Genomic DNA, 19,008 nt, shown 5'->3' with positions numbered 1-19,008 from the left:
GGTTTTTGCCTAAAGATGCGCATTATGAACCTGGTAGTTTTACTGCCAGGTTTTTTTATTCATAATTATAACTTTGATAAATATGTCTTTTTCTAATATAAAAAATACATTTTAGCTTATATCTTCTTTCTTTGTCTGGATATTTTTGCAGAAATTTTTGCTTATGAAATCTGCTTCTATTGTCAAATATGTATTGTTTATAATTAGTTCATCTATATTGATTGGAGCTGCATATATTTATCTTGATAAAAAAGCTTTTTCCGAAAGAGCAATTATGTCAGAAGGAACTGTAATAGGATCATCTGTATCTATATCTAGTGGTAAGGAATATTATCATCCAGTAATTACCTTTAAAACGAATAAAGAAAAAAACATCAAATTTATTGCATCTGCCAGTGGACACTCTCCCATTTATGGCGTAGGAGAAAGCGTGGAAATTATATATGATCCAGCATATCCCGAAGAAGCCATGATCAAACAGTATTTTTCAGTGACAGCAATTCCCATTTTGCTGATTTGTGTTAGCGTTCTTTCCTTTTTTACGCTTTTTATTTTTTCTTTTAGTCACAAGAAAGCAAAATATATTTTTGAAAACGGAACTCGTATTATTACACAATTTGATTCTATCAAACGAACACGAACTCATATAATAAAAGGAAGATTACTCTGTCAAATTTGTACTACTTATCGAGATCCTAATACAGATAAAGTAAGAGTTTTTAAAAGCGCTAAAATTTTAATGGATCCAACAGGTTTTATTAAAAGCAAAAACATTACAGTTATATTACATCCCGAAAATCCAAAAAAATATTTAATGGATATTTCATTTTTAACTTAGTACTTAATTTTATAATTTAAACTTTTAAAAATGTTTTAATTTTGCTCCTGATAGCTATCGGAATTGCGGTTAAAAAACTTTCACTATTTTTGAGATCAAATACAATTGTTTCAGAATCCATGCAGAAATTCATTAGCTTAATTGCGCTACTCTTTATTTTTACAATAAGTACAGCTCAAAATAAATTCGGAAATCCAGAAGTTGATCCTTTACAAATTCAGAAAACTTACGAGCAATGGTCGGTTTATAATAAAGGAATTATGCTTTCGAGAGATTTCACTGCACTTGACTCATCTTCAAAAGAAATCTCCAAAGAAGTTTTTTTAGATCAGCTGGCAAATGGAAATTTCATTCCAGTTCGATTGAAATCAGAAGCGAATATGTATGTTTATAAGCTATTCAAAATTCAGCCAAAAACAGATTCAAGCATAAAAGCCACCATCAATCAAATTGGTTTTGATGCTTATAAAAACTACAAAATGGAGGGAACAGCTTTTCCAAAATTTTCATTTAAAGATTTAGACGGAAATCTGGTTAGCAACGAATCCACGAAAGGAAAAATGATTGTGATAAAATGCTGGTACATTCATTGCACGCCTTGCATTAGAGAATTTCCTCAGGTCAATAAATTGGTTGAAGAATACCAAGACAGAAAAGACATTGTTTTTATGAGTTTAGCCGAAGATTCAGCAGAGCAATTAAAAACATTTTTAGCCAGAAAACCATTGTCTTATTCTGTAATTCCAGACATGAAAGTCTATATGAATGAATCGTTGCAATTGAATTCATTCCCAACACATTTTATCATAAACAAAGAAGGAATGATTGCTAAAGTGCTTCCAAATTTTGAGAGTTTAGAAGTGGCGCTTGCTAAAGAAAGTAAGTTATAAGTTTTAATTAATCTCGCAATCCCGATAGCTATCGGGAGCGAAGTCGCAAAGTTTTATGGCAAAGTAACCTCATTTTGTCATTTCTGACAAGATTGCGTGACGATTAAACAGCATTAAACAAAACTCTGCGCCTTAGCGACTCTGCGAGAACCTCTCATCACCAGCATAAAAACCTTAGCACCTTAGTATCTTTGCAACTTAGAACCTTTTTCACTACTTTTGCACGAAATTAATTAAAAAGACATTCATGTTAACAGTCAATAATTTATCAGTTCAATTTGGCAAACGAATTTTGTTTGACGAAGTAAATACCACATTCACTCACGGAAATATTTACGGCGTTATTGGAGCCAACGGTGCTGGAAAATCTACATTTCTTAAAATTATCTCAGGTGATATGGACCCAACTTCGGGACATATTCATTTGGAGCCAGGAAAACGTATGTCGGTTTTAACGCAAAACCATAACTTGTTCGATGAGCATACTGTTTTGGAAACCGTTTTAATGGGAAATAAAGTTCTGTACGCTGTTAAAAAAGAAATGGATGAACTTTATTTAGATTATAATGATAAAAATGCTGACCGAATAGGGGAGTTACAAGTTCAGTTTGAAGAAATGAACGGATGGAATGCCGATTCTGATGCTGCAGCGATGTTATCTAACTTAGGAATCACAGAAGCAGATCATTATACTTTAATGTCTGATATGGAAGGAAAAATGAAAGTACGTGTGCTTTTGGCACAAGCACTTTTTGGAAATCCTGATGTACTGATTATGGATGAGCCTACCAACGATTTGGATTTCGAGACAATCGCTTGGTTAGAAAATTTCTTAGCAAACTACGAAAACACTGTAATCGTTGTATCTCACGACCGTCACTTTTTGGATGCGGTTTGTACACATATTTCTGATATTGATTTCGGAAAAATCAATCATTACTCAGGAAACTATACGTTTTGGTACGAGTCTAGTCAATTAGCGGCAAAACAACGTGCACAGCAGAACAAAAAAGCAGAAGAGAAGAAACAAGAATTGGAAGAATTTATTCGTCGTTTTAGTGCAAACGTTGCGAAATCGAAACAAGCAACTTCTCGTAAAAAAATGATTTCGAAATTAAATATTTCTGAAATTAAACCTTCAAGCCGTCGTTATCCAGCGATTATCTTCGATCAGGATCGTGAGGCAGGAGATCAAATCTTAAATGTAGAAAACTTGTCTGCTTCTGTAGACGGAGAAGTTTTGTTTAAAGATATTAACCTGAATATGGCGAAAGGCGATAAAATCGTTCTTTTCTCTAAAGATTCACGTGCTACAACAGCTTTCTACGAAATCTTAAACAACGAGCAAAAAGCAGATTCTGGAAACTTTGATTGGGGAATTACAACCAACCAAGCGTATTTGCCAGCTGAAAACCACGATTACTTTGAAAACGATTTGAGTTTAGTAGACTGGTTACGTCAGTACGCTAAAACAGAAGAAGAGCGTGATGAGGTATTTATTAGAGGTTTCTTAGGAAAAATGATTTTCTCTGGAGAAGAAGCTTTAAAAACGTCTAGAGTTTTATCTGGAGGAGAAAAAGTGCGTTGTATGCTTTCTAGAATGATGATGGAGCGTGCAAACGTTTTAATGCTAGATGAACCAACAAACCACTTAGATTTGGAGTCTATTACAGCTTTCAACAATTCATTGAAAAACTTTAAAGGTTCTGTAATTTTCACAACGCATGACCATGAGTTTGCGCAAACTGTTGGTAACAGAATCGTAGAATTGACACCAAACGGAGTAATCGACCGTTACATGACATTTGACGAATATCTTGATGATGAAAAAATTCAGGAACAAAGAAAGAAGATGTACAATCTTTAATTTTTGAGATTCCAATATATTAAAATCCCAAATTCCAATTTTTGTGAATTTGGGATTTTCTATTTTATATCTTTCATGTATAGTTTGTCATTTCGACCGTAGGGAGACTCGAGCGATAGCGAATAGGCGAAGCAAATCTTCGCAAGAAGCTCGACAAAGATTGGACTTTATTCTACATAAGTAAAAACCCCAAACGCCAAGTTTAATTTGGAATTTGGGATTTTTTAATTTGTTTATTTTACTACTATTTACTGCCGAACATTTTAGCGAAAATCCAGATAATAATCGCAATAATAAAAATTACGATAAATATCCCGAATCCCATTCCGGCTTTAAAAATGTCTCCAATAACTTCACAGCTTGTAAATGAAAACAGTATTACGAATACCATTAACAATCTTAGTATTTTATTTTGCATGATTCTGATATTTTAAATTGATAATTAAAATTACTTCACGAATAGGCAAAATGTGTTATAGAATTTTTTGGAAATGTTTTAGGATTTGGATTTTATAATTTTCATTTCTAAAACCACAAGTCCAATAATTACAGCTATTTCTGCAAGAAAGTAAACAATGCCGTAAACCGAAATGGTTTCGTAGTTATGTAAGATTATGCCAGATGTCAAAAGACAATAAAGAATGTTAGCTGTGCAGATTATTTTTAAAAATGATTTCCAATTTTGTTTGACTATAAAGTAAGAGCTGATTGAATAAATGAAAAATAGGAATGCAATAATTGAAAGGTATTCGAAAACGTATTTTGGTAAGCCTAAAAAAATATTGAAATTTATCAAAAAAAAATAGAGTAGAATGGTAGTTAATAAAGCTCCAAAGCTATCTAGTAAAAATATTTTTTTTGGTTTGGTTAGAAGATTTTGAAGCATTTGTTTTTTATTAGATTATGATCTTAGAAATCAGAGAATGTAATGTGAATTTTTTTCAAGATAGTTCTAGATTCCTGGTTTCCATCATTAAGGTGCTATCATCATGAAATTCTAATTTTTTGGATTTTGGATTTATTTTTACATAAATAGTATGATGTGGTTTTTGAGATAAATCTTTTATTTTATCTGATAATTGATCGCTAGGATAATTTTGATAATGGTCTAAAAGATAATTAGATAATTCTTCAACAGCATTTTCCCAATCATCTAGTTCTAAATCATTATCGAACAAAAGTTTAATTAATCTTTTTGTTTTCGTTTCTGCCAAAATAGAAACGGAAAGTGATTGATTATATTTTTTAGATAGTTTTTTTGTTGATTTACTTGCCGAAATTAGCTTAACTTGAGTCTCTTTTCCTCTTTCTAACATTTTTTTGCAAGAGTTTTTTAGAAGTTGATAGTGGTCTTTGCCAGCTTCCTGAAGGAAAGACTCAAAATAAGGTTTAAGAAGATAGGTTGCAAAAAAAGTTGGCACAATCCATTCAAATGAAGCGTAAGTTTCAATTCCTTGTTTTTCAATATGAATTTCTAAATTTTGACTTTCAATTTTAGCAATATCGTCATCAATAATTTCTTTAGGGAAATTTTCGGGATAAGTAAAAACTAGATGTAAATCGTTTTCCATTTTAGAGTTTTTTTATTTGGATCTATTATGTTCAATTTGATTTTTTATGATTAAATATGATAAATGATGATTTAATTAGTGCAAAATTTTATTTTGACAAATGATAAAGTTGAACTGCTAATTTAACTTCTCTATTAGTGTCCCCATTTATATGAAAGCGATAATTAAACCAATTTTCATCCGATTTGTTAATAAAACTTAAGAAATTTGGATGTTTATTAGTTTCATTAGTCACTTTGTTTATAACTGCTGTTATGTCTTTTTGTTTAACGAATAATATTATAGATCCTTTGGTGTCTCTCCAAGTTAAATAGCCTAATAGTTGATCAATCGTCGATAGATAATTCTTTTCTCCACTCCAAAATTTACATTCTCCGATGAAAACGACTGAGCTATTATGTCGTAATTGTATATCAGTCTTTCCGGTTTTATTAAATGTCTCTCCACTTGCACTCCCAGATTCAAAGTTTGGATCAAGTACCATTAAAATATGATCTCTTAGATCTTCTTCTCCTTTGTCTTTAAAAAGGCTAGGCATTCTTTCAAAGTTTTTGCCAACATCATTTATTAGTTTTAATATTTTTTGATAATTATCGTCATCAAGTGTTGGTTCGGGTTTAAAACCTTTTTCCGTAACTGTTGGTTTTACAATTATTTTTTCTCTTAATTGTGGTTTAGGAATGGAGAATGTAGATGCAACATTTTCATTTTTTCTCAAAGGAATTCCAAGAGAAGATAATAAGTTATTTTGTGAAAGTAGTTTTTGCTTCCTTTGTTGAAGTAGTGATTTAATATATCCTTCAAGCATTAAATTAAATCTCTCAATGTCTGTAATTAAGCCCTCTGCAATTCGTTGAATATGGTTTTTATCACTTTCATAATTTTCTCTGATACTTTTTGCATCTTCATTAAAACAGATATATTCGACAACTAATGTTTCACCTCTAATTTCAAAATTCCCTGAATCCAAAAAAAACGAATTTATTGGCGTATAAAATAATAATGATATATTTCCTGAACAAGGGACAAAGAACTGAATTACTTGTTTTTTATATTTCTCTCCACTCACTACATAATAGGAAGGAGGAAACCATTCTGCTGGTATGTCACCTTCGTAACTATCAACATAAACTTTTTCGTAATGAATTTCAGGACAATCAAAATTGTATTTATTTGCCAAATGTTCAATATAATTTTGTTCGTTAACATTTAATAGATAGTTCTCATCTTCGCCTTCAATTGCTGATACTATATTTTTAAATGAAGTGTGAAAAATTTCTTGGATGTTTCCTTTGCTGAAAATTTTAGAGTTTCTACTATAGTTCATTCTTTTGTTAATTGAATAAATTAATGATTAAGTCAAAAAGAAATTATAAGGTCTATCTTGAGTTATTTAACACTTTTCATTAAATGTAAATAAGCTAATGTATAATTTTTTGGTTAAAGTTTAAGTATAAAAAAGTAAGATTTTATTTTTAAAAATGTAAAAATAATTGTTCATCAAATAAATAATTATCAAAACTTAAAATCCCCACTCAACACCCCAACAAATAAAATCAGATTCCGTATATTTGCGCAACCAAACATTACAATCACTTATGAGTCAAAAAGTATTACTTAATTCGAAAGAAGTTACTATCATACTCCATCGTTTGGCTTGTCAGTTAATCGAAAAACATCTTGATTTCTCTGAAACTATTTTAGTTGGAATTCAGCCAAGAGGCGTTTTTTTAGCTGAACGTTTAAAACAAATATTAGAAATCGAATACAAGGTTCCTGAAATTTCTTTAGGATATCTGGACATCACTTTTTTTAGAGATGATTTCCGTCGTACTGATAAACCGCTTGAAGCCAATAAAACCCAAATCAATTTTATAGTCGAAGACAAAAAGGTCATTTTTATTGATGATGTTTTGTTTACAGGAAGAAGCATTCGTTCTGCGTTAACTGCCATTCAATCTTTTGGAAGACCTTCAGAAATTGAATTATTGGTTTTAATAGACAGACGTTTCAGTCGTCATTTACCAATTCAGCCCGATTATAGAGGTCGTCAGGTAGATGCTATTAATGGTGAAAAAGTAATTGTAAGCTGGAAAGAAAATGATGGTGAAGATGTTGTTCACCTAGTGACAAATTAGTTTAATCGGTTAACCGGTTAATTGTTTAATCGGAGAAACCAATGATTAAACAATTAAAGAAATTAAAAAAGTTAAACCGTTAAATCGGTTAACTGTTTAATCGGAAAGAAAGCGATTAAACGATTAAACAAATAAACAATTAAACAGAAAGATGAAAGAATTAAGCGTAAATCATTTATTAGGAATTAAATATATCAACGAGAATGATATTAACCTGATTTTTGAAACGGCAGATCATTTTAAAGAAGTCATTAATAGACCGATTAAGAAAGTTCCTTCATTACGAGATATTACCATTGCCAATATTTTCTTCGAAAACAGTACCAGAACCAAACTCTCTTTCGAATTAGCGCAGAAACGTTTATCTGCTGATGTAATCAGTTTTTCTGCAGCTCAGTCATCGGTTAAAAAAGGCGAGACCTTGATTGATACTGTTAATAATATCCTTTCGATGAAAGTTGATATGGTTGTAATGCGCCACTCCAATCCCGGAGCGGCTTATTTTTTATCTAAAAATGTCAAAGCCAGTATCGTAAACGCCGGAGACGGAGCGCACGAACATCCAACTCAGGCTTTGTTAGATAGTTATTCTATCAGAGAAAAATTGGGTGATGTTGCTGGAAAAAAAGTAGTTATTGTAGGCGATATTCTGCATTCGAGAGTAGCCTTATCCAACATATATGCTTTGCAGATGCAAGGCGCAGAAGTAAAAGTTTGCGGACCAAAAACGCTGATTCCGAGATATATTGAATCACTTGGTGTTACGGTTGAGCCGAATCTGCGTAAAGCGCTAGAATGGTGCGATGTTGCGAATATGCTTCGTGTACAAAACGAACGTATGGATGTGAATTTCTTCCCATCGACACGCGAGTACGCACAGCAATATGGGGTTGACAAACCGCTTTTGGATTCGCTAGGAAAAGAAATAGTAATTATGCACCCAGGGCCAATCAATAGAGGAGTAGAAATTACTTCTGAAGTGGCAGATTCTGATCATTCGGTGATCTTGAATCAGGTGGAGAATGGTGTTGCGATTAGAATGGCGGTTATTTATTTGCTGGCTTCTAAGATACAGTAGGTTTTTTTAGTGATTAGTGATTAGTGATTAGTGATTAGTGATTAGTGTTCAGTTTTAGTATTCAGTCTCAGTCTCGGTTTTCAGTTTTGAAATGAGTGTTGCATTGAATGAAGTGTTTTTTTTAACGAAATATGCTTTGCGAATGTGGGCTTCGACTTCGCTCAGCCTGACAAACGTGAAACTTGAAACCTCAAACTTTAAACCTGAAACTTTAAACCTGAAACCTGAAACTTTAAACCTGAAACTTGAAACAACAAAAAAACTTACTAAATTAGCATCATAAAATACAAGCCCCACAAATTATAAAAATGAAAGTAGATCAAAAAGGACATACGGTTACGATTAAAGATACTCAAGGAGACGTAAACGCTTTCTTGGAAAAAGTGACGCAACAGTTTAAAACCTTTGAAAAACAAAATATTATAATCGATTTATCAGCTGATGCAGCAATTACAGAAAAAGATTTGAAAGCTTTTTTACCACTTTCTAAGCTTCATAAAAAAGCAAAAAAATCTTTTGTTATAGTTGCAACCGATCTTGATTTTAATGCTATTTCAGATAAGTTGGCTGTGGTTCCTTCACTTTTGGAAGCGCATGATATTATCGAAATGGAAGAAATCGAAAGAGACCTAGGGTTTTAATTGTAGATTTTAGAGTTCAGATTTTAGATTTTGAATGTTGAAGTCTAAAAAACAATCTAAAATCTAAAATCAACAATCTAAAATGAAGTTAACCATACTTGGCTGTTATGCCGCAACTCCGAGAACACTTACTAATCCGACTTCGCAGGTTCTAGAAATTAAAAACCGATTGTTTTTAATTGATTGTGGAGAGGGAACTCAAGTTCAGCTTCGAAAGAATAAGATTAAATTCTCAAAAATAAATCACATTTTTATTTCCCATCTTCACGGCGATCACTTGTACGGATTAATTGGGACGATTTCTACTTTTTCTCTTTTGGGAAGAACAACCGATTTACATGTTTATGGCCCAAAAGGAATTAAAGAATTAATTCTTCTTCAGTTAAAATTGACGGAATCTTGGACAACTTATTCTTTGTTTTTTCACGAATTAGAATCAAAAGAAAGTGAAGTTATTTTTGAAGATAAAAAGGTTATTGTAAAAACGATTCCGTTAAAGCATCGTGTTTATACCAATGGCTTTCTGTTTCAAGAAAAACCAGATGAAAGAAAACTAGATATTGAAGGGGTTCAGCGTTATGATATTCATGTGGCTTATTATCAGAAAATCAAAAATGGAAGTGATATCACACTTGATGATGGAACTGTAGTCGAAAATAAAAAATTGACTTTTGATCCGCCACCAACAAAAAGTTATGCCTTCTGTTCTGATACGGTTTACAACGAAGAGATCATTCCGATTATACAGAATACGGATATTTTATATCATGAGTCTACGTTTCTGGAATCTGAAGCAAGACTGGCAGAAAAAACACTGCATTCGACAGCAAAAGAAGCGGCCAATATTGCATTGAAAGCCAATGTAAAACAATTAATTTTAGGTCATTATTCAACACGTTACGACGGAATTGAGCGTTTTAAAGAAGAAGCCGAAACGGTTTTCCCAAATGTGCTTTTGGGAGATGATGGACGTAGTTTTGAGTTTTAACTAAAAAAGGTTCTAAGGTTCTGAGATGCTGAGGTTCTAAGGGACTAAGTTTGTATGTGGTTGTTTCAGGTTTAACATTTCACGTTTGTCAGGCTGAGCGAAGTCGAAGCCCACGTTTGCAAATCAACTTCTGTTTATAAAAGCACTTCGACTTCGCTCAGTGTGACAGTCAAATATTCAGATTCTGTCAACCTGAAACCTGAAACCTGAAACAATAATCTAAAATCTAAAATCAACAATCTAATATCATAAGTCATGAACGATTTAAGTAATTATAGAAAATCTTACGAGAAAAGCGAATTATTAGAAAGTACTATTCCCGAAGATCCAATTAATCTTTTTAACCGATGGTTTCATGAGGTGGAAGATTTTGGCGGAAGCGGAGAGGTGAATGCCATGACGGTTTCGACAATTGGATTGGACGGCTTTCCAAAGGCTCGCGTGGTTTTATTGAAGAAATTTTCGGAAGAAGGGTTTATCTTTTATACCAATTACAATTCCGAAAAAGGAAAAGCAATAGAAGCAAACCCAAATGTTTGTCTGTCTTTTTTTTGGCAGGAAGCAGAACGTCAGGTAATCATTAAAGGAATAGCTCAGAAAACATCTGAGATTATTTCAGATAATTATTTTGATTCTCGTCCTGATGGAAGTAAGCTTGGAGCGATTGTTTCGAAGCAAAGTGAAGTGATTCCGTCCAGAACTTTTTTAGAAGAAAACTTAAAAAAACTAGAAACTGAATTTGAAGGAAAAGCAATTCCCAGACCCGAAAATTGGGGTGGTTATATTGTGACTCCATTACAAGTTGAATTTTGGCAGGGAAGACCCAACAGGCTTCATGATAGAATTCGCTACACGAGCCAGTCAGATTTTTCTTGGAAGATTGAAAGGTTATCTTCTTAAAAGTAGTTTTACGTAAGAATTTTATATAATAAATAAAAAAATAAATGCATTTCATCGATTAATTTTGCACTTTAACGGTAAATTGAATACGTTTGGTATACAATAATACGAACGATATTTATTCAAAGATAAATTTAAAGGATTTGCCCCAACATTTACTTTAAACCGCTAAAATGCTGATGATTATGAAAAAGATTATGCGCACCATGTTGTTCATTGCGATTCTTGTCGCAATGAACGCATGTTCTGCTGACTCCGCTGAAGCTGGCTTGGAAACTACTACTCCAACAGAAACACTTGTTGCAAATTACACATACAACGATACCGAAATAGAGACGATGAGATTAATAAACGAATACCGTTTGAGTATTGGTTTAAATTCTCTGGAAAGAATTAATCATATATCTTATAAATGTGAAGAGCATAATAAATATATGATTCAGAATAATGTTGTAGATCATAACGATTTTGTTGCTAGGTCTACTAATATGACTAATGTATTGGGAGCTAAAAGAGTAGGAGAGAATGTTGCCTACAATTATAAAACTCCAGAGGCCGCTGTAAGGGCTTGGCTTGATAGTCCAGGGCACAAAGAAAATATAGTTGGCGATTATACTCATTTTGGGTTATCTGTAACCACAGATCCAGCTACAGGAAAAAAATATTACACTAACATATTTGTGAAGCTTTAAAAATATATTGAACAGGTTGGTTTTTTAGAAGTCGTTGTGATTCATAGAATTGCAACGACTTTTTAAATTAAAAAAAGCTGCCTTTATGGCAGCTTTTTTTGTTTATCTGTTTTTTTAGGTTATAAAGCCGTAATAATAAATTCGCTTCGTCTGTTAGCCTGGTGTTCTGCTTCAGTGCATGGAACACCGTCTGCACATTTATTTACAAGTTCGGTTTCGCCGTAGCCTTTTCCGGTTAATCGGTTAGGCGCTATTCCGTTTTTAATCAGCCACTGGATGGTCGATTTTGCTCTTCGGTCAGATAAGGCTTCGTTGTACTGGTGAGAAGCTCTGCTGTCTGTATGCGAGCGGATATCCAGCTTCATGCTTGGATTATCGTTTAAGACAACGAGTATTTTTTCCAGATCCAACGCCGCTTCGGTTCTAATGTTAGACTTGTCCAAATCAAAGTAGATCATTTTGATTCCGAAGCATTTTCCCAAATCATCGCCCACAGTAACCTTGCAGGTTGATTTTTCAAGCGCAATCGGCAGATTGGTCTTGCCGCTTGTTTTGTCTATAGTTATATTTACTTCTTTTGTAGCAAATTCTGGCTTTTCTGCCCTTACGAAATAGGTTTTTCCGCATTCCACATCAAAAGTGTACATTCCGGAACCGTCTGCAGCGGCAGAGTTTTTAAGGTTCATCTGGTCATCATACAGAGTGACTTTTGCTCCCGGAAGCGCAAGCCCCGTTTCTGCATCCGATATTATTCCGTACAGCTGTTGGATGCATTTGAGCCTTCTGGTTTCTAGAAATTTATAAATATCATCAGAACCCTGTCCTCCATCTTTATTGGAAGTGAAAAACCCTCTTCTCGTTTCAGGATCAATAATATACGCAAAGTCATCTTTTGGAGAATTGACATCTGCCCCGACATTCTGAATGTTGCTTATTTTTCCGCTATTGTCAATATTGGCTACAAAAACATCCAATCCTCCGAGACCCGGATGCCCGTCAGACGCAAAATAAATCTCGTTTTCAGAAGTTAAGTAGGGATACGTTTCTTTTCCTTCCGTATTAATCGCGTTTCCGAGATTTTGCGGAGGCCCAAACCCGCCATTTGAATTTATAGTTACTTTATACAGATCAGACTCTCCAAAAGATCCCGGCATATCGGAAGCAAAATACAGCGTTTTTTCGTCTGGGCTCAAAGCTGGATGGCCTGTGCTGTAATTATTGCTGTTGAAAGGAAGCTCTGCAATGTTGGTCCATTTGCCGTCTTTCCCCAATTCCGCTTTATAAAGCTTGATTAAAGTGACTCTGCTTTCGTCTTTGCCTTTCTTGCCGTCAATATAGTTGTTTCTGGTAAAATAGACTGTTTTTCCGTCTTTGGTGAAGACAGGAGAAGCTTCGTGAAATTTGGTATTAATAGCCGATTTAAACTTATTTACTTTTGATGCGGTTCCCGTTGCGGGATCCAGATCAGCATTATAAATATTGGTGAAATATTCTCCTGTCCATTTGTGTTTGCGCTGTATAAAATTTCCCGTATCCCTCGCAGATGCAAAGTAAATTTTGTTGTTGCAGACAAATGACCCGTAATCGGAGTATTTGCTGTTAATGCCCGCATCTTCTATCTGATACCTCCCAGAATTTGCTTTTATCTGGTCCAGATAGTTTGCATCTTCTCTGTAGAGCTTTCCTCTGCTGTCATTTTTTGATACGGCATTGAAAATAATTCGCCGTACCATTTTGCCGCGTTCTGAAAATCTGAATTAAAATAATAGGCATTTCCCAGTTTTTTAAACATGTCTTCAGATCTGTAGCCTTTGGCCGCAACTTTTTCATAAATCTTTATTGCATCGACATAAGCGTAGCTGTCATATTTTTTGTCTGCAGCATTTATTTTTGCCTGCTGGGCATAGCTGCCGAATGAAAAAGCGCCTATGATTGCAGCGAAAAGTAGTGTATAGTTTTTCATGATGCCTTATTTTTAGAAGAAACGAGGGGTTGTCATTTTGCCTTTGTTTGAGAAGAATTCATAGCGCAGGAAGATCTCGTGCGAGCCTGAATTGTAATTGTTCAATTTGGTGGTTTCCCGATCATAGCCATACCCTAAGTAAAGTCCGTCTGTGATCTGAAACCCAACCATAGCGCTTAAAGAAGCGCTCCATCTGTAAGCTGCACCAATCATAAATTTATCGTAGAACATAAAATTCGCAGATACATCTACTTGCAATGGTGCCCCTTGAACCATTTTGGTTAAAATGGCGGGTTTAAATTTTATATACTGATATTTGTCAAGATCGAATACGTAGCCTCCAATTAAGTAGTAATTGATTCTGTCTTTATAAATTGCCACATCATTATCGTCGTAACGGTTTGTTTCAATAAAGTTAGGAACAGACAGACCAATATATGCTTTGTCAGAATGCCAGTAGACTCCAGCTCCAACGTTTGGAGAGAATTTGCTGTTTAAATCCTGAAACTGGGGATCGCCCTGATCTGCAGGATTTAATTTGTTTACATCCAAATTGAAGATGTTTGCCGTTCCTTTGATGCCAAATGAAAGCTTAAAATCTGCAGAGGTCTGAATGGTATAAGACAGATCGACTGAGATGTTGTTTTCATTTGTAGGGCCAATTTTGTCATTGACCAATGAAGCTCCAATGCCTAATCTGCTATTGTTTATTGGCGTATTGATTGAGAAACTGCTTGTCTCTGGCGCTCCATCAAGACCAACCCATTGGGTGCGGTAAAGGCCAAATACGCTAAATACTCCACGGGAACCTGCATAGGCAGGATTTATGGCTATTGTATTGTACATATACTGTGTGTACTGCGCATCTTGCTGTGCATAAACAATATAATGTGATAATAGACCAATACAGAAAAGTATATTTTTACTCATATTTTATATTTTACTTAAGGACACGACAGTCAACTTACAAAAACTGATGCCTCCATAAAATTTTTACTGGAATAATCGAATTATTAAGATCGCAGATGTAAATCAGCATTTAAGACCAATTTGGGCAACCGTCTTTAAAAATTAAATTTCAGAGAGAAAAAATGCGGTAGAGAATATTAAAGTGCACTGCTTTAATCGTAAGGCTGTTATAGGGTCTGGCTGATAGCAGATTCAAAATAGGAATACTAAAAAAAACGGGGCAAGAAAAAAAATGTTGCAATTGTTTTTAATATGCACTAGCTGGCTAAATTCTATACTATTTAGAAAATTGTAATACTATAAATAGCGAAAAAAAGCATCTCGCATAATAAGCAGGCTGTCAAAAAAGCAATTCCAATATTTTAAAAACACCAATAAATACTAAATGCCTTACAAAAATATATAAAATATATTGAAAACCAACATTTTAACGTTGTTTTTATTATTTAATAAGTCTTTTTTATTACACTCAAAACAAACAAATGCAAAAAAAAAAAGTTTGCAAAAATGATAATTGCATACTGCCATAATGTGCTCTTCTGAATCCGAATTTTTCATTACCATTTATGATCATAAAAGAAACCCTTTTTGTGTCCAATTATCGATAGTGCAAATTGATAAATGCATTTCCATTTTGGAAGAGTTTAAAGCTCGTATTATTTTGTCAAATTTTATATTTAAAAAAAAAGAACAGACAACGATAGCGCAAAGTTTTAATTTGCTACTTTAGTTTTGTCAATATTATTCCAAAAGAATAAACCTTTACCAATTACCTCAAAGAGAACAAATGAATCTGGATTTTTATCAGCCTAAAAATGAAATTTTAAAAAAATATATTGAAGGATATTACTTTATTTCAAAAAATAAAAATTCGGGCTCTGTACAATATCTCACTTTCCCTAATAATTTCTGCATTCTAACCACCAATGAAGATCTAGATGTTGAAATACAAAATAACGAAGTCATTATAAAATCATCGCCAGATAAAAATATCATGACTTGTGTAGTTTCTCGTTATACCAAACCCATTAAAATTCATTACAAAGAGCTTATAAATGAAGTTACGATTTACTTTAAACCATTAGGAATAAGTCAGTTTTTATCAGATTCAAAAAGTTTTTTTTCAGAAGGCACTATTTTAGATTTTACTTTTATGCCCGACTTTAATGCTAAAATGATTGAAATTTTCAATTTGGCCAAAGACAAACAAAGTCAGGAGCTTGAAGATTATCTGCTTTCTAAATTACAAGTCAAAGATTTTTCTTTAATTGAAAAAATACTTACCGATATTGAAAGTGATGAAAAGATTGAAGAAATCGCTCTCAAACATCAAATGAGCAGGCAATATTTGAATAAGCTTTTTACAAAACATATTGGCAAATCGCCTTCAGAGTACCGAAAAATTCATCGTTTTAGAAACTCAATTCTTAAACAGAAGCAAAGCAAGAATTTTTCTGAGTTGTCTCAATATGATTTTTATGATCAATCTCATTTTATTCGAAACTTTAAAGAGCTCACAAACAGAAATCCACAAATATTTTTCAAAAATATAGATACAGAAAAAGAAAATATTTGGCTGTTTGTCTAAACAGTTTCCATTTGTACAATTCTGCGATTTTGGGATACTATACTTTTACCCCGTACCAAATAATGTAAAACAAAAAAATCCCAAAAAATATGAACTGGCAAAAAATCCATCTTTTTTTACACACCTTTTGCAGATACTTTCTAGCTACCATTATAATCTTATATGCTTACGGTAAAATATTAAAAACCCAATTCGTTTCACAGCCAAGCGTGTACGATATGCCTATTGGTTCTCTAGATGGTTTTCGCCTTACTTGGTTTTATTATGGCTACTGCAATTGGTATCCAATTGTTATTGCCGTTACTCAAATTATAAGCTCGTTCCTTCTCTTTTTTAGAAAAACGACAAGAATAGGGATTATTCTTTTCCTAACTTTTATGGTTAATATTCTTCTAACCGATTTTGCTTATGATATTAATGCAAAAGAGATTGCGATAACATTAACCCTAATGGCATTGTTTGTACTATTTTCTGATTATAAAGTTTTTCTAAAATACTTTTTAGAAGAACCTCCATTGTTTCAAAACAGTGACAGACCCAAATGGATGAACAAGATTAGCGTAATAAAATTCGTTTATATTCCTGCCGTATTCATTGGTCTCTTTATTATGTTTAGTATTATGAAAACCAAATACATGTCACAAGACGATTTTTACGGAACTTGGGAAAATCTTCAAACTAAAGAAAGGTTACATTTTGAAATGATGAATAATTTTCAAATTAATAAAACAGATCGACTAGATAGCATTGTAAATGGCGAATACTCATTTACAAAAGATTCTTTAGCTTTAAAAACTAACAATAACTCGCAGCATAAAACAAAAAACTATCTAAAGGGGAAATACATTTTGCATAAAGCAGATCTAATTATTACAACCAAAACCGGCAATCTAAAATTTGTAAGGATTAGATAAATAACTTGATAGTCAAAACCTTCTTGTAATCTCTTAATTAAGCAATTAGCAAGCGTAATTATATAACAGCGCCTGAATAGTTTTACTCTAATTTTATATTTCAATTAGACGGAAAAGCTATTTCGTTGCTAAATTACTTGCTATGCTTTTTTTAAATCAAAAAAATAGAATATTCAGTACGAGAACATCTGAGAAAAAATATATCTTAAAAAATAGTTCAAGCAGAACAAACGAAAAGCGCATTATTATCTTGTCTAAAAAAGCAATTTGATTAACTCACCGCAGTAAAAATGCGCTTTAACGTGCTTAATATTTAAGATATGAAAAATGCAGAAAAATATACGAATGATCTAAAAGGAAAAACGGTCGTTATAACGGGCGCTAGCAGTGGTGTCGGCCGTGCAGCTGCAGAAGCTTTTGCTCATGAAGGATGCAATTTAGTCTTAGCAGCAAGAGGTTGGAAAGGTATTAATGAAGTTGTAGAATTTTGCCGAGCATTAAATGTTTCTGTTGTGGGTGTTTCGGCAGATACGTCTATAGCTGAAGATGTAGAGAAAGTTGCCGCAGAAGCCCTCGCTATGAGCGGTAAAATCGATATCTGGATCAATAATGCCGGAGTGATGGCAAGCGGAAAATTTGAAGAAATTCCGTTAGAAATTCATCAGCAGGTTATAAAAACCAATTTATTTGGATACATGCATGGTGCTTACAACGCAATCAAAATTTTTAAAAATCAGAATCACGGTATTTTAATTAATAACGTATCAATTGGTGGCTTTATGCCCGCGCCTTACAGCGCCGTATACTCTGCATCTAAATTCGGTATTAAAGGCATGATGGAATGTTTGCAGGGAGAAATTTCTAACCACAGACATATTCATGTTTGCAATCTGTATCCTCAGCTACAAAATTCTACAGGAAATCTTCATTCTGCCAAGTATTCGGGTTTTGATATAAAAATTCCTTTTATTGCCTCTGATCCACGCGAAACTGCTGCCAAAATGGTTTATTTGGCCAAACATCCTAAAAAAGATTTGTTTCCTGATTTTAAAGCGGCGGCAATTACTAATACTTATAAATTATTTCCAAAATTAATTAGCAATACCGCATCGACAGCGCTTCGTCTAAAAATGAAACTGAATCAAAATAAGGAGAACAATCCTGGAAATGTGCTTACCAATTCAAAAGAACCTTTACGAGTCTACGGAAATATTCCTTCCAAAACAGATTCTAATTTTGCTAAAACTGCAATTATGGGATTAGGTCTCGCAGCTGCGTTGTTTTTAGTTCTTAAAAAATCTTCTTAAAGGATTACATTAAAAAAAAATTGGCTGAATAATTATTTTTATATAATTTTGTATCGATCATTACAAAAATAAAATCAAATGAGAGGCAGACCAACCATATATGAAGATTCTAATATCATAAAAAAGGCTCAGGAAGTTTTTTGGCAAAAAGGTTATAGCGCAACTTCTCTAAGTGATTTACAAAAAGCAACTGGAGCTGGAGCCGGAAGCTTCTACAATACTTTTAAAGGCGGAAAAAAAGAAGTTTTTAAAAAAGCTATTGAAGAACGGGGACTAGCTTTTGATGCTTTTAAAAATGAACTTGCTAAAAGTGATTCGCCTTTAGAATTAATTAAAGATTTTTTTAGAAGTATTGCAGAAGCTGACGCAAATGAACATATGAAGGGATGTATTATCGCCAATACCGTTGTCGAAATGACTTATATACATGAAGATCTTGAAGCAAATGCTGTACAGATTTTAAAAGAAGTCGAACAGATGTTTACAGCAACCATAAAAACCGAACAAAGAAAAGGAAACATACAATCTAAAACTTCTCCTGAGGTTCTAGGAAAATACCTCATCACGTTTTGGTGCGGACTTAATACGCTCCGCAGAATGTATCCTGACAAGAAAATATTAAAAGATCAAATCGAAATGCAATTAGCTGTCATCAGCTAATTTT

The 19,008-nt window shown here is 33.3% G+C and carries 17 protein-coding genes and 1 pseudogene; 13 read left to right on the top strand and 5 right to left on the bottom strand.

What is annotated here, in order from left to right:
- The first annotated feature begins 163 nt into the window (after positions 1-163).
- The 3 genes from SOM12_RS00470 (at position 164) to SOM12_RS00460 (ending at position 3,595) form a co-directional block, all read left to right on the top strand.
- Positions 164-838 (top strand): DUF3592 domain-containing protein, encoded by a 675-nt coding sequence (locus tag SOM12_RS00470; RefSeq protein WP_095930530.1) that lies wholly within the window; start codon positions 164-166, stop codon positions 836-838.
- A gap of 89 nt (positions 839-927) precedes the next feature.
- Positions 928-1,728, top strand: a complete 801-nt coding sequence (locus SOM12_RS00465) for a TlpA disulfide reductase family protein (RefSeq protein ID WP_320492005.1) — start codon at positions 928-930, stop codon at positions 1,726-1,728.
- A 247-nt stretch (positions 1,729-1,975) separates the two neighbouring features.
- Entirely contained in the window at positions 1,976-3,595 is a 1,620-nt protein-coding gene (locus SOM12_RS00460; RefSeq protein ID WP_320492004.1) for an ABC-F family ATP-binding cassette domain-containing protein, read from the top strand.
- A 244-nt stretch (positions 3,596-3,839) separates the two neighbouring features.
- Here SOM12_RS00460 and SOM12_RS00455 read toward each other — a convergent pair whose 3' ends face one another.
- From SOM12_RS00455 to SOM12_RS00445, 3 genes are all read right to left on the bottom strand, one after another.
- Entirely contained in the window at positions 3,840-4,013 is a 174-nt protein-coding gene (locus SOM12_RS00455) for a hypothetical protein (protein WP_008468862.1), read from the bottom strand.
- 523 nt (positions 4,014-4,536) lie between these two features.
- Entirely contained in the window at positions 4,537-5,166 is a 630-nt protein-coding gene (locus SOM12_RS00450) for a hypothetical protein (protein ID WP_320492003.1), read from the bottom strand.
- An 88-nt stretch (positions 5,167-5,254) separates the two neighbouring features.
- Positions 5,255-6,493, bottom strand: coding sequence for a hypothetical protein (locus tag SOM12_RS00445; protein ID WP_320492002.1), 1,239 nt, complete (start codon positions 6,491-6,493; stop codon positions 5,255-5,257).
- Between the two features lie 271 nt (positions 6,494-6,764).
- Here SOM12_RS00445 and pyrR point away from each other — a divergent pair, with 271 nt between their 5' ends.
- The 6 genes from pyrR to SOM12_RS00415 all read left to right on the top strand — a co-directional run bounded on the left by pyrR (position 6,765) and on the right by SOM12_RS00415 (position 11,603).
- On the top strand, positions 6,765-7,304 hold the full coding sequence (gene pyrR / locus SOM12_RS00440; protein ID WP_320492001.1) for a bifunctional pyr operon transcriptional regulator/uracil phosphoribosyltransferase PyrR: 540 nt from the start codon (positions 6,765-6,767) through the stop codon (positions 7,302-7,304).
- A 151-nt stretch (positions 7,305-7,455) separates the two neighbouring features.
- A complete protein-coding gene (locus SOM12_RS00435; protein WP_029273654.1) occupies positions 7,456-8,382 on the top strand; it encodes an aspartate carbamoyltransferase catalytic subunit in 927 nt (308 codons plus the stop codon).
- A 308-nt stretch (positions 8,383-8,690) separates the two neighbouring features.
- On the top strand, positions 8,691-9,023 hold the full coding sequence (locus SOM12_RS00430; protein ID WP_320492000.1) for a ribonuclease Z: 333 nt from the start codon (positions 8,691-8,693) through the stop codon (positions 9,021-9,023).
- An 82-nt stretch (positions 9,024-9,105) separates the two neighbouring features.
- Positions 9,106-10,011, top strand: a complete 906-nt coding sequence (locus SOM12_RS00425) for a ribonuclease Z (protein ID WP_320491999.1) — start codon at positions 9,106-9,108, stop codon at positions 10,009-10,011.
- Between the two features lie 255 nt (positions 10,012-10,266).
- A complete protein-coding gene (gene pdxH / locus SOM12_RS00420; RefSeq protein ID WP_095930537.1) occupies positions 10,267-10,911 on the top strand; it encodes a pyridoxamine 5'-phosphate oxidase in 645 nt (214 codons plus the stop codon).
- A gap of 185 nt (positions 10,912-11,096) precedes the next feature.
- Positions 11,097-11,603, top strand: a complete 507-nt coding sequence (locus SOM12_RS00415) for a CAP domain-containing protein (RefSeq protein WP_320491998.1) — start codon at positions 11,097-11,099, stop codon at positions 11,601-11,603.
- Between the two features lie 119 nt (positions 11,604-11,722).
- Here the strand turns inward: SOM12_RS00415 and SOM12_RS00410 are convergent.
- Together SOM12_RS00410 and SOM12_RS00405 are read right to left on the bottom strand one after the other, a co-directional pair.
- A pseudogene (locus SOM12_RS00410) lies at positions 11,723-13,566 on the bottom strand (OmpA family protein).
- 12 nt (positions 13,567-13,578) lie between these two features.
- Positions 13,579-14,496 (bottom strand): type IX secretion system membrane protein PorP/SprF, encoded by a 918-nt coding sequence (locus SOM12_RS00405; RefSeq protein ID WP_320491997.1) that lies wholly within the window; start codon positions 14,494-14,496, stop codon positions 13,579-13,581.
- A gap of 826 nt (positions 14,497-15,322) precedes the next feature.
- On the opposite strand from SOM12_RS00405, the gene SOM12_RS00400 reads away from it, so the two are divergent.
- The 4 genes from SOM12_RS00400 (at position 15,323) to SOM12_RS00385 (ending at position 19,004) form a co-directional block, all read left to right on the top strand.
- On the top strand, positions 15,323-16,123 hold the full coding sequence (locus SOM12_RS00400; RefSeq protein ID WP_320491996.1) for a helix-turn-helix domain-containing protein: 801 nt from the start codon (positions 15,323-15,325) through the stop codon (positions 16,121-16,123).
- An 89-nt stretch (positions 16,124-16,212) separates the two neighbouring features.
- Positions 16,213-17,037: a hypothetical protein gene (locus SOM12_RS00395; RefSeq protein ID WP_320491995.1), complete on the top strand. Its 825-nt coding sequence runs from the start codon at positions 16,213-16,215 to the stop codon at positions 17,035-17,037.
- A 320-nt stretch (positions 17,038-17,357) separates the two neighbouring features.
- Complete coding sequence (locus SOM12_RS00390; protein WP_320491994.1) at positions 17,358-18,344, top strand: SDR family NAD(P)-dependent oxidoreductase; 987 nt, start codon at positions 17,358-17,360, stop codon at positions 18,342-18,344.
- Between the two features lie 78 nt (positions 18,345-18,422).
- Positions 18,423-19,004, top strand: coding sequence for a TetR/AcrR family transcriptional regulator (locus SOM12_RS00385; RefSeq protein ID WP_320491993.1), 582 nt, complete (start codon positions 18,423-18,425; stop codon positions 19,002-19,004).
- The last annotated feature ends 4 nt before the right edge of the window (positions 19,005-19,008 follow it).

The sequence above is a fragment of the Flavobacterium sp. CFBP9031 genome (assembly GCF_034044945.1).
GTDB lineage: Bacteria > Bacteroidota > Bacteroidia > Flavobacteriales > Flavobacteriaceae > Flavobacterium.
Note: the sequence above shows the minus strand (reverse complement) of the source record. Positions and strands in the feature narration are given on the sequence as shown.